This window comes from Bradyrhizobium sp. CCGUVB4N (genome assembly GCF_024199945.1).
Classification (GTDB): Bacteria; Pseudomonadota; Alphaproteobacteria; order Rhizobiales; family Xanthobacteraceae; genus Bradyrhizobium.
The window spans coordinates 8,798,193-8,812,022 of the sequence record NZ_JANADP010000001.1; the positions used below are offsets into that span (position 1 = coordinate 8,798,193).

The 13,830-nt window shown below is 64.3% G+C and carries 18 protein-coding genes; 11 read left to right on the forward strand and 7 right to left on the reverse strand.

Annotated features, from left to right (window positions below):
* Nucleotides 1-6: 6 nt before the first annotated feature.
* The 3 genes from NLM31_RS41015 to NLM31_RS41025 form a co-directional block, all read right to left on the reverse strand.
* A complete protein-coding gene (locus NLM31_RS41015; protein WP_254195897.1) occupies nt 7-576 on the reverse strand; it encodes a DUF2147 domain-containing protein in 570 nt (189 codons plus the stop codon).
* A gap of 32 nt (nt 577-608) precedes the next feature.
* Complete coding sequence (locus NLM31_RS41020; RefSeq protein WP_254195898.1) at nt 609-1,271, reverse strand: DUF3313 domain-containing protein; 663 nt, start codon at nt 1,269-1,271, stop codon at nt 609-611.
* A 252-nt stretch (nt 1,272-1,523) separates the two neighbouring features.
* Nucleotides 1,524-2,162 carry a TetR/AcrR family transcriptional regulator gene (locus NLM31_RS41025; RefSeq protein WP_254195899.1) on the reverse strand — a complete coding sequence of 213 codons (639 nt, stop codon included), beginning with the start codon at nt 2,160-2,162 and terminating at the stop codon, nt 1,524-1,526.
* Nucleotides 2,163-2,379: 217 nt separating this feature from the next.
* On the opposite strand from NLM31_RS41025, the gene NLM31_RS41030 reads away from it, so the two are divergent.
* The 4 genes from NLM31_RS41030 (at nt 2,380) to NLM31_RS41045 (ending at nt 7,545) form a co-directional block, all read left to right on the forward strand.
* Nucleotides 2,380-3,930 (forward strand): ABC transporter substrate-binding protein, encoded by a 1,551-nt coding sequence (locus NLM31_RS41030; protein WP_254195900.1) that lies wholly within the window; start codon nt 2,380-2,382, stop codon nt 3,928-3,930.
* A 185-nt stretch (nt 3,931-4,115) separates the two neighbouring features.
* Nucleotides 4,116-5,087 (forward strand): ABC transporter permease, encoded by a 972-nt coding sequence (locus NLM31_RS41035; protein WP_254134835.1) that lies wholly within the window; start codon nt 4,116-4,118, stop codon nt 5,085-5,087.
* Complete coding sequence (locus NLM31_RS41040; protein ID WP_254134836.1) at nt 5,084-5,923, forward strand: ABC transporter permease; 840 nt, start codon at nt 5,084-5,086, stop codon at nt 5,921-5,923. The genes NLM31_RS41035 and NLM31_RS41040 overlap by 4 nt, the downstream gene beginning before the upstream one ends.
* A 2-nt stretch (nt 5,924-5,925) precedes the next feature.
* A complete protein-coding gene (locus NLM31_RS41045; RefSeq protein ID WP_254134837.1) occupies nt 5,926-7,545 on the forward strand; it encodes an ABC transporter ATP-binding protein in 1,620 nt (539 codons plus the stop codon).
* A gap of 15 nt (nt 7,546-7,560) precedes the next feature.
* Here NLM31_RS41045 and NLM31_RS43510 read toward each other — a convergent pair whose 3' ends face one another.
* Entirely contained in the window at nt 7,561-7,830 is a 270-nt protein-coding gene (locus NLM31_RS43510; protein WP_254134838.1) for a hypothetical protein, read from the reverse strand.
* Between the two features lie 336 nt (nt 7,831-8,166).
* On the opposite strand from NLM31_RS43510, the gene NLM31_RS41055 reads away from it, so the two are divergent.
* The 4 genes from NLM31_RS41055 to NLM31_RS41070 all read left to right on the forward strand — a co-directional run bounded on the left by NLM31_RS41055 (nt 8,167) and on the right by NLM31_RS41070 (nt 10,158).
* Nucleotides 8,167-8,331 (forward strand): hypothetical protein, encoded by a 165-nt coding sequence (locus NLM31_RS41055; protein WP_254134839.1) that lies wholly within the window; start codon nt 8,167-8,169, stop codon nt 8,329-8,331.
* Nucleotides 8,328-8,537, forward strand: a complete 210-nt coding sequence (locus NLM31_RS41060; protein WP_212327671.1) for a hypothetical protein — start codon at nt 8,328-8,330, stop codon at nt 8,535-8,537. Before NLM31_RS41055 ends, NLM31_RS41060 begins: the two co-directional genes overlap by 4 nt.
* A gap of 104 nt (nt 8,538-8,641) precedes the next feature.
* Nucleotides 8,642-9,577: an AEC family transporter gene (locus NLM31_RS41065; RefSeq protein WP_254134840.1), complete on the forward strand. Its 936-nt coding sequence runs from the start codon at nt 8,642-8,644 to the stop codon at nt 9,575-9,577.
* A 74-nt stretch (nt 9,578-9,651) separates the two neighbouring features.
* Nucleotides 9,652-10,158, forward strand: a complete 507-nt coding sequence (locus NLM31_RS41070) for a PaaI family thioesterase (RefSeq protein WP_254134841.1) — start codon at nt 9,652-9,654, stop codon at nt 10,156-10,158.
* A gap of 24 nt (nt 10,159-10,182) precedes the next feature.
* On the opposite strand, the gene NLM31_RS41075 is transcribed toward NLM31_RS41070, so the two are convergent.
* The 3 genes from NLM31_RS41075 to NLM31_RS41085 form a co-directional block, all read right to left on the reverse strand.
* Nucleotides 10,183-10,470, reverse strand: coding sequence for a hypothetical protein (locus tag NLM31_RS41075; RefSeq protein WP_254134842.1), 288 nt, complete (start codon nt 10,468-10,470; stop codon nt 10,183-10,185).
* A gap of 126 nt (nt 10,471-10,596) precedes the next feature.
* Nucleotides 10,597-10,938 carry a hypothetical protein gene (locus tag NLM31_RS41080; RefSeq protein WP_254134843.1) on the reverse strand — a complete coding sequence of 114 codons (342 nt, stop codon included), beginning with the start codon at nt 10,936-10,938 and terminating at the stop codon, nt 10,597-10,599.
* A 58-nt stretch (nt 10,939-10,996) separates the two neighbouring features.
* Nucleotides 10,997-11,290 (reverse strand): LexA family transcriptional regulator, encoded by a 294-nt coding sequence (locus NLM31_RS41085; protein WP_254128687.1) that lies wholly within the window; start codon nt 11,288-11,290, stop codon nt 10,997-10,999.
* Between the two features lie 37 nt (nt 11,291-11,327).
* Here NLM31_RS41085 and NLM31_RS41090 point away from each other — a divergent pair, with 37 nt between their 5' ends.
* From NLM31_RS41090 to NLM31_RS41100, 3 genes are all read left to right on the forward strand, one after another.
* Complete coding sequence (locus NLM31_RS41090; RefSeq protein WP_254191295.1) at nt 11,328-12,458, forward strand: IS630 family transposase; 1,131 nt, start codon at nt 11,328-11,330, stop codon at nt 12,456-12,458.
* Between the two features lie 90 nt (nt 12,459-12,548).
* Nucleotides 12,549-12,869 carry a hypothetical protein gene (locus NLM31_RS41095; RefSeq protein WP_254134844.1) on the forward strand — a complete coding sequence of 107 codons (321 nt, stop codon included), beginning with the start codon at nt 12,549-12,551 and terminating at the stop codon, nt 12,867-12,869.
* 223 nt (nt 12,870-13,092) lie between these two features.
* Nucleotides 13,093-13,815: an outer membrane protein gene (locus NLM31_RS41100; protein WP_254134845.1), complete on the forward strand. Its 723-nt coding sequence runs from the start codon at nt 13,093-13,095 to the stop codon at nt 13,813-13,815.
* Nucleotides 13,816-13,830 lie beyond the last annotated feature (15 nt).

A 13,830-nucleotide genomic window follows, 5' to 3' on the forward strand; every position in this document is an offset into this window, starting at 1 on the left:
CGCCCCCTACTTCGCCTTAGCCGGTATCGGCTTCGGTGGCAGCACTTGCGCCCATTCCTTGTCGGCACGGGGACCATTGAGATCACCGGTGAGGCCGATCAGCTGGCCGGGCTGGGCGTCGAGGGTCTGCTGCCAGGTCTGGGTCTGGCACAACAGCTTGATCAGGCAGCCCTTGAGCTTGAGGCGGTCGGCGGATTCGCGCCACAGCGAGACCGAATAGAACTTGCCGTCCTCGGCATTGTAGATGTCGCCGGCGAACCGGCCATCGGATGTCGCCTGCAGGCCCATGATCAGCTGGTGGCCGAGCAGCGCGCGAGCGCGCTTGTCGGGGTCGGGATTTTCCTTGTCGCGATACGGCTGGCCGCGCTTGTCGGCCGGCTCCTTCATCCAGACGATGAAGCCGCAGATGCGGTCGCGCGACGGGCCGCAGCGCTCGAGCCTGATGCGGGCGCGGCCATCCTCGACGAGCCAGGTGCCGCTGGGGTCGTTGGGCGGGACGGCGCCGACGCGACCGCCGAGGACCATCATCACGATGGTGACGGCGACGCGCAGCACGAAGCGAATCAGAAAATTCATCAGCGGCACCTTTCGTTCGGAGGATTGCGGCGTCAGTTCAATTGCGCCATCAGCGCATCGGCGCCCTTGTCGACGCCGGCATTGGCGGCCGCGAGCGCGCCGGCCGTGGCCTTGATGTCGTAGGCGCCCGGGTATTGCTTGGTGACGTAGGCGCTGATCAGGCGTGAGGTCGACGCATCGAAGATTTCGACGCCATAGATGACCGATCCGGTCATCATGCCCTCGCCGTCGCGCGCCGCCTGCACGCCGTTGTAGACCGCACCGGCCATATCGAAGCGGGAGAGCGTGCCGAGCACCGGCGTGTTGGCGACGGCGCCGGTCAGCGTTAGCCGGATCCGCAGCGTGTTCGGGGCGCGCTCGCGCACCAGCACGAAGCGGCCACGCAGTCTCTCAGCGAAGCGGGTCTGCATGTAGGCGGCGAGCGTCGCCTTGTCCTGGTCGGACATGTCGCCGAACTGATGATCCTTGCCGCGATAGACCACGACGGGTTCGAGGATCACTTTATTATAGGCACGCCAGTCGACCGGCGTGGAATAGCGGTAAGGCACACGGCCGGATGCGTCCGACTTGTCTGGCGCCATATAGGCCGAGGACGCCATCTCCGCATAGGGCACGGGCGCGACCGAGGCGCAGCCTGTCACGGCCGCCCCAAGCATCAGCGTTCCCAGACCGCGCAGGGCGATCGAGCGATCCATTCCAGACTCCTCTTGCAGCTTGTCGAACGGCAAAGGCGACCGCAGCCGCGTGCGGGACCCGACGCGGCTGCTGCGCTCACCTTTGCCAACCCAAGGCATCGTCCGGGGCCAATTCAGAAGCCTTGGGCCGTCTCAGTGTCTGGAGTTATAAAACCGACCAGTTGGTTTGTAAAGTCTGGAAATAACGAGCTGGCGCATTTGGCCGCAGGCGCGACTTTGGGCAGCGATCAGCAAGAAATCGTTAACGATGAATCAGGCGCGTTTGCGCGGGGTTGCGGCCTTTGCCGGAGGCGTCGCCGCGGATTTGGCGGCGCGCACCTTGGCCGGCTGTTCGAGACCCGTCCACTGCGCATCATCCAGCAGCCGCGCGAACAGGCGCCGGTGCTCATCCGCGCTCAGCGGCGACATGCCGAACAGATTGCTCAGAAGCAGCCCGCGCGCGGCGGCCCAACGCAACATCGCGAGATCAGGATCGGTCGCCTCCGCCTTGATGGCCGCGACCCGCTTCATTTCACGATCGCGCGGCAGTGACATCAGGCCGGGGTTCTCGACCATGGCCGCGACCAAGGCCAGCGCGACCGAATTCACGGACAACGCCGCCTCGCGCACGGTGGCGAGCTCGGTCGCCAGTTCCGGCGTGGCCGAGGTCGTGCTCACCTTCGCCATGACCCCTTTCGAGAATTCCTCGAAATGCACCATCTGCCGCTCGAGCAGCGCCTTCAGCACCGCTTCCTTGGTGCGGAATTGATGCATCACGCCGCCCTTGCTCAGGCCGCTCTCGCGCGCGATCGCGTCGAGCGTCAGCCGGCCGGGTCCGTCGCGCGCAATGATCGCGATGGCCGCTTCGAGCGCGGCATTGCGGGATCGTTCGGAACGGCTGGCATTGTCCATGGGCCGACTTGTCTCCGTGACAAGGCAATGAATCAAGTGAAAACAGGACGCGCTGTACATTTTTTGTGCGAACGGTGTCGAGACTTTCATCTTGCGGCGCGGAAGGGGACCGTGTGAGCCTCGCGCCCGGATGGGGACTGGGATGGGACAGCCGTCGCTTTGCGCGCGAGGACGTCGCAAAGCGGTGACGGCTGGTCTCGCTTGAGAAAGATACGAGATGTCGAAACGCGTGTTGCTTGGTCTCCTCCTGGCTTGCGGCCTCACGGCCTCGGCATTGGCGCAAGAGCCGAAGACGGGAGGCGTGATCAATGCGGTGATCCAGCCCGAGCCGCCCGGCCTGATGCTTGCAATGATCCAGAACGGTCCGACCCAGATGGTGTCGGGCAACATCTTCGAAGGCCTGCTGCGCTACAGCCCCAAGCTCGACCCGCTTCCGGAGCTCGCCGAGAGCTGGAGCGTCAGCGAGGACGCCAAGACCTACACCTTCAAGCTCAGGAAGGGGGTCACCTGGCACGACGGCAAACCCTTCACCGCGGCCGACGTGCTGTTCTCGGTCGAGATGCTGAAGCAGACCCACGCGCGTGCGCGCAACAACCTCGCGCAGGTCGACAAGGTCGAGGTGCCTGACGATTACACGGTCGTCTTCACGCTGAAGCAGCCGTTCGGCCCGTTCCTCGGCATTTTCGAGGTCGGCTCGATGCCGATGGTGCCGAAGCATCTCTATGAAGGCACCGACTGGAAGACCAATCCCTACAACAACGCGCCGGTTGGCACCGGCCCCTTCATGTTCAAGGAATGGCAGAAGGGCTCGTTCATTCGGCTGGTCAAGAACCCGAACTATTACGAGAAGGGCAAGCCCTATCTCGACGAGATCTACTGGCAGATCATTCCCGACGCCGCCGCGCGTTCGGTGGCCTACGAGACCGGCAAGGTCGACGTGCTGCCCGGCGGCTCGGTCGAGAATTTCGACGTGCCGCGACTGTCCAAGCTGAAGGACACCTGCGTTACCGGCGCGGGCTGGGAGTTCTTCTCGCCACTGGCCTGGCTGTGGTTGAACAACCGCCAGGGCCCGCTCGCCGACAAGCGCGTGCGGCAGGCGATCATGTACGCGATCGACCGCGATTTCGCCAAGGACGTGATCTGGAACGGGCTCGGCAAGGTCGCGACCGGCCCGTCCGCCTCGACCATCAAATACTACACCGACGACGTGCCGAAATACGCTTACGACCCGGCCAAGGCCAAGGCACTGCTGAAGGACGCCGGCTACAAGGGCGAGAAGATCCGCATCCTGCCGCTCGCCTATGGCGAGACCTGGCAGCGCTGGGGTGAAGCGGTGAAGCAGAACCTCATGGACGTCGGCATGAACATCGAGACGATCTCGACCGACGTTGCCGGCGGCAACCAGAAGATCGGCGACTGGGATTACGACATCGCCTTCACCTATCTCTACCAGTACGGCGATCCCGCCCTCGGCGTCGGCCGCAACTACGTCTCCAGCGCGATCGCCAAGGGCCAGGTGTTCAACAATGTCGAGGGCTACTCCAATCCCGAGATCGACAAGCTGTTCGCCGATGGCGCGGTGGCAACGCCCGACTCCAAGCGCAAGGAGATCTACGAGAAGGCGCAGAAGATCCTGGTCGAGGACGTGCCGGTGGCCTGGATGCTCGAGCTGCAATTCCCGACCATCATGCGCTGCAAGGTCAAGAACCTGATCACCACCGGGATCGGCGTCAATGACGGCTTCAAGGACGCATGGCTCGACAAGTGAGGGCGGTGCCCACCTCTCCCGGAGGGAGAGGTCGGATCGCATCGTCAGATGCGATCTGGGTGAGGGGTTGCGCTCTCTCATGGGACCTTAGCCCCCTCACCCGCGCCTGCGGCGCGACCTCTCCCCGTTGGGGAGAGGTGTTACCCGCGGCACGACTATTTCAACCAACTAGCTTACGAACCTAGATGCTCTCCTTCGTCGCTCAGCGTGTCGTGAAGGGCGTGATCGTCCTGCTCGCGATCGTCGTCCTCAATTTCTTCCTGATCCGGCTCGCACCCGGCGATCCCGCCGTCGTGATGGCGGGCGAGGCCGGCGCCAGCGACCAGGTCTTCGTCCAGCAGCTTCGGGAAAAGTTCGGCCTCGACAAGCCGCTGCCGGAGCAGCTCCTCATCTACGTCAAGGGCATCGCGACCCTCGACCTCGGCTTCTCCTTCCGCCAGCAGGCGCCGGTGTCGAAGCTGATCCTCGAGCGACTGCCGGCAACGCTGCTATTAACGCTGACCGCGTTTGCGATCTCGCTCGCGCTCGGTGTCCTGTTCGGCACCTTCGCCGCGCGCTTCGCCGGGACCTTCCTCGATACCGCCATCACCATCTTCGCGCTGATCTTCTACGCCATGCCGATCTTCTGGGTGGCGCTGATGGGCATCCTGCTGTTCTCGGTCACGGTGGATTGGCTGCCGAGCTTCGGTTACGAGACGGTCGGCGCCAATTTCACCGGCTTTGCCCATGTGGTCGACGTCGCAAAGCACCTGATCATGCCGGCGATGACGCTCGGCCTGTTCTTCATGGCGACCTACACCCGCATGACGCGCGCCTCGATGCTGGAGGTGAAGCGGCTCGACTTCGTCAAGACCGCACGCGCCAAGGGCCTGTCCGACAGCGTGATCCAGCGCCGCCACGTGCTGCGCAACGCGCTGCTGCCCGTCGTGACGCTCGCCGGCGTCCATGCCGGCACGCTGATCGGCGGCGCCGTCATCACCGAGACCGTGTTCGCCTGGCCCGGCATCGGCCGGCTGATGTACGACGCGCTGCTGCAGCGCGACTACAATCTGCTGCTCGGCGTCTTCGTGACCTGCTCGGTCATGGTGCTGATCTTCAACCTCATCACCGACCTCGTCTATCGCCTGGTCGACCCACGCATCGAATTCGCCGCATGAAACAGTTCTGGAAATCGATGCTGAAGAGCCCGAGCGGCGTCATCGGGCTCGTCATCCTCCTGCTTGCCATCTCGGTTGCGGTGTTCGGGCCGTTGCTGTTCCCGAACTCGCCCTGGCGCATGGTGCAGCGGCCGTTCCTGCCGCCGTTCACGCTCTCGACCGTGCCGCTCGGCACCGACGCACTCGGCCGCGACGTGTTCGCCGGCATGATTTTTGGCGCACGCGTGTCACTATTGGTCGGCCTCGTGTCCACTCTCGTCGCGCTGGTGGTCGGCGTTCCCATTGGCGCCATGGCCGGCTATTTCGGCGGCAAGGTCGACGATGTGCTGATGCGCTTCACCGAGTTCTTCCAGACCATTCCGAGTTTTGCGCTCGCGATCGTGCTGGTCGCGATCCTGCAGCCGTCGATCTATTCGATCGTGGCCTCGATCGCCGTGGTGAGTTGGCCGCCGGTCGCGCGCCTCGTCCGCGGCGAGGTGCTGTCGCTGCGAACGCGCGAATATGTCCAGGCCGCCGTGGTCACCGGACAGAGCAACACCTGGATCATCCTGCGCGAGATCCTGCCGAACGCACTGTCCCCGGTGATCGTGCTGGCCTCGCTGATGGTGGCGACCGCGATCCTGCTGGAATCCTCGTTGTCCTTCCTCGGCCTCGGCGATCCCAATCTGATCTCCTGGGGCTACATGGTCGGCGCCGGCCGCACCGTGATCCGCCAGGCCTGGTGGATCACCGTGTTTCCGGGCGTCGCGATTCTGATCTCGGTGCTCGGGCTGAACCTGATCGGCGAAGGCCTCAACGACGCGCTCAATCCGCGCCTGTCGCGGGAAGGACGCTGACGATGACCGCTCCGCCCGCCGTCTCCATCAAGAACTTGCGGATCGCGCTGCCCAAGGGCGCCGAGCGCCCCTTTGCCGTCGACGGCGTGTCGCTCGACCTTCGGCCCGGCAAGATCGTCTGCGTCGTCGGCGAATCCGGCTCCGGCAAGTCCATGTGCGCGCATGCGCTGATGGGTCTGCTGCCCGACACGGTGTCTGTCGCCTCCGGCGAGATCCAGTTCGAAGGCCGCGACCTGCTCAAGCTCGACGACGATGGATGGCGCGACCTGCGCGGCCGCCGGCTCGCGATGATCTTCCAGGAGCCGATGACGGCGCTCAATCCCCTGATGCGGATCGGCGACCAGATGGCCGAGATGTTCGAGGCCCACGGCCTGCTGACGCCCAGGGAACGGCGCGCAAAGGCGCTGTCGCTGGCGCGCGAGGTCGGCCTGCCCGACCCCGAACGCATCGTGCGCGCCTATCCGCACCAGCTCTCCGGCGGCCAGCGCCAGCGCGCCATGATCGCGATGGCGCTCGCGCTCGAGCCGGCCGTGCTGGTCGCCGACGAGCCGACAACCGCGCTCGACGTCACCACACAGGCGCAGATCCTGAAGCTGATCCGCAACCTCCAGCGCAATCGCAACATGGCGGTGATGTTCATCACCCATGATTTTGGTGTCGTCGCCGACATCGCCGATCAGGTCGTGGTGCTGCGCCACGGCAGGGTCGTGGAGGAAGGCCCTGCCGCGACCGTCTTCAACGAGCCGCAGCACGATTACACCAAGGCGCTGCTCGCCGCCGTGCCGTCGATGCACCCGCCGGCGCGCGCGCCGCTGGACGATCAGGCCAGAGCGGTCGAGGTGATCGGGCTGGACAAGACCTACGTCACATCCGGCGGCTGGTTTCGCGAGGACCGTCGCGTCGATGCCGCGCGCGCGGTCAATTTCAACATCCTCAAAGGCGAGACGCTCGGCCTCGTCGGCGAATCCGGCTCCGGCAAATCGTCGGTGGCGCGCCTCGTCATGCGGCTGATCGAGGCCGATCGCGGCACGGTGCGGATCGGCGATACGGATCTCACGCAGCTCGCGGGCAAGGCGCTGCGCGCCGAGCGCCATCGCATCCAGATGATTTTTCAGGATCCATTCGCCTCGCTCAATCCGCGCCGCAAGATCGGCCACATCATCGCCGACGGCCCGATCGCGGCTGGCACCGAACCAAAAGTGGCATTCGATCGCGCGCGCGATCTCCTCAAGCTGGTCGGATTGGACGCCGGCGCGCTCGAGCGCTATCCGCATGAATTCTCCGGCGGCCAGCGCCAGCGCATCGGCATTGCGCGCGCGCTTGCGCTCGAGCCCGAAATCATTGTCGCTGACGAAGCCGTGTCTGCGCTCGATGTCTCCGTGCAGGCGCAGGTGCTGCGGCTGCTCGAAGATCTCAAGGCGCGGCTCGGCCTTTCGATGCTGTTCATCACCCACGACCTGCGCGTGGCCGCCAAGATCTGCGACCGCATCGCGGTGATGCAGCGCGGCGCCATCGTCGAGCTGAAGCCGACCGCGCAGCTCTTTGCCGCGCCGGAGCATCCCTATACACGCGAGTTGCTCGCGGCCGTGCCGGGACAGAAGGAACGTGCGCCGGCGGCGTGAGGCGACAGATCGGGACTATCGCCTCGCCGGAGGGTTCGTGTTGTTCCAGGTGGGGACCGAGTTCGTCACGCCGACAGACGGCTGGGTCGACGTTCCGATCGATGGCGCGGTGACCGTCCCGACAGTTTGTCCCGAACTTCCATAGGTGCCTTGATTTGCCGGCACGCCCGGGCTCAAGCGCGTGCTGCTTTGTGCCCCCGCCGACGTTTGGGCGCTTGCGGCGAGCGGCACAGCCGCCAATCCGAGGGTAACAAGTGTGGCGATGGCGCGTCTTGTTCTTGCCATGACTGATCCTTTCGAGCGCGGTCACTCAGTCGCGCCAGCCGTTCGTCAGGTCGATCCGCTCGTGCACTGAACGACCTTTACAACTCCACGCGCGCGCAAATGTGCCGCGGCACGTCGGCGCGCGGGACTCATCCTGCATCACGATGCTGCGAAACGGCCTCCCATCAGCTCGACGCGCCGCTGCGGTATTCCCTTCCGCTCGGGAACGGAATTGTCACGGGCTTTTTATCCCTTGTGAACGCCTGCACGGCTGCAACGACGAAGCCGGCACACCATATCGGCATGGAATGATTTCCATCATCTGATGGTGGATCGAGGATCCATTTGGAGGCCGCCATGGGCGAGGTTATTCAGTTTGTCTCGAAATCAGAACGCGAGCGCATTCGCCTGATTCAGGAGGCGCGCGCGATTTACGACAGCATTTTCCCGCCGGCCGATCCAAGCGGCGAGCAGTCGAGCGGAGCCAATGTGCGCCAGAGCGACAGAGGCAACCTCGCATGATCAAGATCATCGCCGTGCTCTGCAGCCTCGCCTCTCCTTCGAATTGCCACGAGCAGCTCGTCACCAGCTCCGACTTTGCACAGGTCTCGGTGCAGTCATGCCTGATGGGCGCGCCGCAGCTCGCCGAATGGATGAACCAGCATCCGGCAGAGCGCCTGGCGGCCTGGCGCTGCGTGATCGGTCAGCAGAACGGCCGCGGAATTTAGCGGCACCAGGCCGCCCGTTCGGGGCGGCGCGGTCCGGTTGAGCCGTGACGAGCAGGCGTCGCCAAGCTAGAGTGGCGATGCTGCTTGGCAAAGGGGGACACCGGATGGAGGTCGCCAGCCTCGTTCTTCCCGTCTTCGCGATCATCGTCACCGGCTGGTTCGCCGGCGAGTTCGGCTATCTGTCCCGTTCACTCGCCGACGCGCTGGTGCATTTCGCCTACAACGTCGCGATGCCGGCGCTGCTGATCGTCACGATCGCGCAGGAGCCGGCTCGCAATCTGCTGGAATGGCGTTTCCTGCTCGCGTTCGGCGGCGGCTCGCTCATCTGCTTCGCATTGGTCTTCCTGGCGGTTCGCGCTGGCGGAAAGCACGATCTCGCCAGCAGCACGATCCACGGCATGGCGGCGGCGATGACCAATACCGGCTTCGTGGCGCTGCCGATCCTGCATGCGATCTACGGCCAGCCCGCCGTCTTGCCGGCTGCCGTCGCGACGGTGTTCGTTGCTGCCGTGATGTTTCCGATCACGGTCATCCTGCTCGAAAGGGATGCGCGCGGACCTGCGCAGTCCGCGGGGCTAGTGAAGCAGATCCTGCTCAATCCGATGGTCCTGTCGACGCTCATTGGTCTCGTCTGGGCGATCACGGGCCTGCCGATTCCCGCAGCCGTCGCGGCCTATCTGAACATCATCGCCGCGGCACTCACGCCTTGCGCGCTGTTTGCCATCGGCCTCGGCCTGTCGGTCGAAGGCCTGAGGTCGAACCTCGGGGCATCTTTTGCGCTCGCGGCCGTGAAGCTGGTGTTGATGCCGCTGCTCGTCTACGGACTTTGCGTGATCATCGGCCTCAATCCGCTCTACACCGTCGCCGCCGTCATCTGCGCGGCCGTGCCGACGGCGAAAACCGTCTACGTGCTGTCGCATGAACACAAGGTCGAAGAAAAACTGGTCGCAGCCACGGTCTCGGTGACGACAATGTTGTCGGTCGCGACCCTGCTGGTTGCGCTGTATCTGCTCTCCGGCCTCGCGACCGTCACGCACTGAACGGGGCTTTTGACTCGTCCAATCCCCTCATCATATGATCTTTGTCATCTCATAGAGCTTTCTGGGGGCTAGTGATGGTCGACGGCAGTTCCAGCAAGCAGGCAACCGAATTCGGCGTCGTGCCCCTTGAGGTGATGGCGTCGATGCCGGGGCTCGATTTCGTCCGCGCGATCTTCGCACGGCAATTGCCGGAGCCGCCGATCATGCAGACGGTCGAGCCGTTCGACTGCACGGCCGAGGCGGGCGTTGTGGTGATCCACAGCGTGCCGGGCCTGCGGCATTACAATCCGATCGGCTCGGTTCATGGCGGCTATGCCGCGATCCTGCTGGATTCCGCGATGGGCCTGGCGGTGCAGAGCACGCTGCCGGCGGGCACCGGCTACACCACGCTGGAATTCAAGATCTCGTTCGTGCGCGGCATGAGCGAAGCGAGCGGCACCGTCCGCACCGAAGGCCGCGTGCTCAACGCCGGCCGCCGCGTCGCCACCGCCGAAGCGCGCATCACCGATGCGAAGGGCCGGCTGGTCGCGCATGCGACGACGACGTGCCTGGTGTTTCCGATCGGCGGCGCGGAAGGCTGACGCGCGCAACGACCGCCTCGCACCTCACTTCGGATTGGTATTGCTCCAGGTCGGAACGGCGTTGGTCACGCCGACCGATGGCCAATTGTAGGTTCCGATCGAGGGCGCCGTCACCGTCCCGACAGACTGACCGGAGGTCCCGTAATACGTCCTCGGCTGCACCGCGGTCGCTCCGGCGCCGCCATAGCTCGGCGCCATCACGCTCGTGGTGGTATGTCGGCTCGACCTGTGCTTCTTCGCTTCCGCCGCGAACGGCGTGGCAAGCAGTCCGGTCGTGACGAGTGCGGCAATGACGAGCCTGGTCGTTGTCATGACTGATCCCTTCATGCGCTGCGGGCTTGTTAAGCCATGTGTTCATTCATTGAAGAATTCCCAGAGGCTTCCGTTCATAACTCCGTGTGCGCGGAGACATGCCGGAGGCGCCATGTCGCCACACGATCAGCGCCGCTTGGGCCGGCACGCCGCCCGGCCGTGGCGCTCCTTCACGGTCGCGACGGAATGCATCAGCTCCTTGAAGGCGATAATCGCCTTGTCTTGTCCAAGCGCATGTCCAGGGTGCGCCTCCAGATGCTCAATGACCGCGAGCAGCGCATCCGCGACCTGGCCGATCTGCTTGCCGTAGCTCGCGACATCGGACAGCACGTCCTTCTCGACCTCGGGCGCCGAGGATTGCCCGACAGTGATGTTGACGAGACCGAACTGGCCGCCGGTAGGGCTGAAGAACGACGGGTAGATGGACTGAACGACATCTCCCGACAGGGGCAGCTTGAACACGGGCATAGGACATCCCTCGTTGACGCTGGACCGGCGCGGAGACACTAGTACCTCGTCACACTGATTATGACTGGTTGATTCCGAGCCAGTTCAGGATGGGCAGGTCTTTCGGAGCCACGAGGATTTGGATGCTTCGAGCGACGCCGGGTTGGCGCCGAATGAGACCATTTCGTTCGAGGGTCACGATCATCTGGTGGACCGAAGGCGGGCTGACTTGAAAGTGGCGCTGCATGTCGGTCTCGGCGGGCGGGCGTCGGAACATGTGCGCGTAGGTGTAGATGAAGGCCAGGTACTGGCCCTGCTTTTCGGTGAAGCCTTGAGGGCTGAGGCTGCGAGCGGCGCCTGATTTTCGATTCATTTGTCGATTCGTCCGGTCCTCCGACAAGGAGGTCGCGATGAATGTACGTTATCGGGTCGAATTGAGCCAAGCCGAACGCTGTGAACTCACCGCGATGTTGAGCAAGGGCAAGCGGGCTGCCCGCAAGCTCAAGCGCGCCCAGATATTGCTGGCGGCCGATGCCGGCCGCAGCGATGAAGAGATTGCCCGCGCCGTGGCGGTGGGCGGTTCCACCGTGTACCGGACCAAACGGCGCTTCGTGGAAGGCAATCTGGAGCGGGCGCTGAGCGAGGATCCGCGTCCAGGCGCGGAGCGCAAGCTCACCGGCAAGGAGGAAGCCCTGCTGGTGGCAACGGCTTGCGCAACCCCTCCCGAGGGTCGCGCCCGCTGGACGCTGGAGCTTTTGGCCGACGCCATGGTCAGGCTCACCGACCACGAGAGCCTGTCGGGCGAGACGGTGCGCCGGCGGCTGGCCGAAAACGGCCTCAAGCCGTGGCGCAAGGATATGTGGTGCATTCCAAAGGTCGATGGCGAATATGTCGCCCGCATGGAAGACGTGCTCGACCTATATGCCGAGGCGCCTGATCCCGACCGGCCGGTGGTCTGCTTCGACGAGAGCCCGGTCCAGCTCATCGGCGAGGTTCGCGAGCCGATCCCCGCCGAGCCGGGCCAACTCGAACGTTACGATTGCGAGTATCGCCGCAACGGCACCGTCAATCTCTTCGTCTGCATCGACGTGCATCGGCCATGGCGCAAAGTCAAAGTCACAGAGCGACGGGCGGCAGAAGATTACGCCCAGTGCATGCGCGAACTCGTCGATGTTCATTATCCCGACGCCGGGTGCATCCGCGTCGTGCAGGACAATCTGTCGACCCACTCCGTAGGCTCCCTCTATGAGGCATTCGCGCCTGACGAAGCCCGGCGAATTCTGCGCCGCCTGGAGTTCCACTACACCCCAAAGCACGCCAGTTGGCTCAACATGGTCGAGATCGAGATCGGCGTGCTCCGCGGTCAGTGCCTCGACCGCAGGATCGACGACCCAAACTGGCTCCGCCGCGAAATCGCCGCATGGGAGAAACAACGAAATGCCGCTGGCGCCCGCATCAAATGGATGTTCACGACCGAAAAAGCCCGCGCCAAAATGGGCCGCGCCTATCCCGCAACGTCCAAAGAGTCACAATCACTGTGACGAGCTACTAGCACAATCACGGCTGCCTTCGGATGGACCCGAATCAGCGCTAGTGCATTGGCTTCAGCCACTCTCCCGAATGCGATCAACATGACCGGCCCCGAACTGAAGCAACTCCGCGCCGACCTCTCCGACGCCATCGAACGCAAGCTCACCGCCGCCGACATGGCGAAACTGTGCGCCTTGCCGGAGAAGGGCGGCGCCGACACGATCCGGCGCTGGGAAGTGAGCGGGCCGACGCCGGCCGCGACCAAGGTGCTCCGCGTGCTCGCGATGGCGAGCGAGCGCTATCCGATCCTGGAGAAGTTCGACATCTTCGATCGCCACGACGTGCGCGTGGAAGATCGGCCGGCGAAGCGCGCGGCCTTCCGCGCGCAGATGCGCGATGAGGTGCTGCGGCGTCTTGGTTAACGAGACGCGCGCGGAGGTTACCGCAACTCGCGCGAATTAAGCCTTCCTTCACCACTTCTTAAGCCGGCATTAATCACGAAAATCATTTAGCGCCCAATAAGTTAGGTTGGGCGCCGCTGTGCCATGCATGTGACAGCATTTTCGTCAAAAGGAAGCTATCTGCAAAACCAACGCGGCGCGGACAGCGCGCCTGCTGGGGACCTGAGTGTTGGAGTTCAAGACGATGAAGAAGATTCTGTTTGCGACCGTTGCGCTGCTCGCATTGAGCGCGGCTGCGCCGGCCCTCGGTGCCGATCTCGGCGCCCGCCCCTATTACAACAAGGCGCCGGCCTATGCTGCGCCGATCTACAACTGGACCGGCTTCTATATCGGCGCGCATCTCGGCGGCGCGTTCTCGAGCGACAACAATTTCAACGGCCTCTCCACCGGCAACAACGGCAACGGCCGTTTCCTCGGTGGTCTGCAGGCTGGCGCAGACTGGCAGTTCAACCCGAACTTCGTGGTCGGTGCTGAAGCCCAGTACTCCTGGCTCTCCGGCAGCGTCGGCGCGGTGTTCCCGGGCGGCGTGGCCTACACCAACGACCAGCGCGGCCTCGGTTCGATCACCGGTCGCGTCGGCTACACCTGGGGCCCCGGCCTGCTCTACGTGAAGGGCGGCTACGCCTATTCCGACAACAACGAGAAGGTGACGGTGGGCGGCGTGCCGACCGGCTTCATCATCTCCGGCGATCACCGCAACGGCTACACCGTCGGCGCCGGCCTCGAATACATGTTCGCGCCGAACTGGTCGGCCAAGGCCGAGTACCAGTACTACAATTTCGGCGACGCGCATTTCACCGCGGGTCCGCTGGTCGGCACCGGCAACTTCACCACCGACGACCACACCTTCAAGGCGGGCGTCAACTATCGCTTCAACTGGGCGAGCCCGATGGTCGCGCGCTACTGATCGCGCCTGACACGA

Bases quoted from the DNA above. Each gene is read 5' to 3' on its own strand.
- NLM31_RS41015 (WP_254195897.1), bottom strand. From the start codon at position 576: ATGAATTTTCTGATTCGCTTCGTGCTGCGCGTCGCCGTCACCATCGTG.
- NLM31_RS41020 (WP_254195898.1), bottom strand. From the start codon at position 1,271: ATGGATCGCTCGATCGCCCTGCGCGGTCTGGGAACGCTGATGCTTGGG.
- NLM31_RS41025 (WP_254195899.1), bottom strand. From the start codon at position 2,162: ATGGACAATGCCAGCCGTTCCGAACGATCCCGCAATGCCGCGCTCGAA.
- NLM31_RS41030 (WP_254195900.1), top strand. From the start codon at position 2,380: ATGTCGAAACGCGTGTTGCTTGGTCTCCTCCTGGCTTGCGGCCTCACG.
- NLM31_RS41035 (WP_254134835.1), top strand. From the start codon at position 4,116: ATGCTCTCCTTCGTCGCTCAGCGTGTCGTGAAGGGCGTGATCGTCCTG.
- NLM31_RS41040 (WP_254134836.1), top strand. From the start codon at position 5,084: ATGAAACAGTTCTGGAAATCGATGCTGAAGAGCCCGAGCGGCGTCATC.
- NLM31_RS41045 (WP_254134837.1), top strand. From the start codon at position 5,926: ATGACCGCTCCGCCCGCCGTCTCCATCAAGAACTTGCGGATCGCGCTG.
- NLM31_RS43510 (WP_254134838.1), bottom strand. From the start codon at position 7,830: ATGGCAAGAACAAGACGCGCCATCGCCACACTTGTTACCCTCGGATTG.
- NLM31_RS41055 (WP_254134839.1), top strand. From the start codon at position 8,167: ATGGGCGAGGTTATTCAGTTTGTCTCGAAATCAGAACGCGAGCGCATT.
- NLM31_RS41060 (WP_212327671.1), top strand. From the start codon at position 8,328: ATGATCAAGATCATCGCCGTGCTCTGCAGCCTCGCCTCTCCTTCGAAT.
- NLM31_RS41065 (WP_254134840.1), top strand. From the start codon at position 8,642: ATGGAGGTCGCCAGCCTCGTTCTTCCCGTCTTCGCGATCATCGTCACC.
- NLM31_RS41070 (WP_254134841.1), top strand. From the start codon at position 9,652: ATGGTCGACGGCAGTTCCAGCAAGCAGGCAACCGAATTCGGCGTCGTG.
- NLM31_RS41075 (WP_254134842.1), bottom strand. From the start codon at position 10,470: ATGACAACGACCAGGCTCGTCATTGCCGCACTCGTCACGACCGGACTG.
- NLM31_RS41080 (WP_254134843.1), bottom strand. From the start codon at position 10,938: ATGCCCGTGTTCAAGCTGCCCCTGTCGGGAGATGTCGTTCAGTCCATC.
- NLM31_RS41085 (WP_254128687.1), bottom strand. From the start codon at position 11,290: ATGAATCGAAAATCAGGCGCCGCTCGCAGCCTCAGCCCTCAAGGCTTC.
- NLM31_RS41090 (WP_254191295.1), top strand. From the start codon at position 11,328: ATGAATGTACGTTATCGGGTCGAATTGAGCCAAGCCGAACGCTGTGAA.
- NLM31_RS41095 (WP_254134844.1), top strand. From the start codon at position 12,549: ATGACCGGCCCCGAACTGAAGCAACTCCGCGCCGACCTCTCCGACGCC.
- NLM31_RS41100 (WP_254134845.1), top strand. From the start codon at position 13,093: ATGAAGAAGATTCTGTTTGCGACCGTTGCGCTGCTCGCATTGAGCGCG.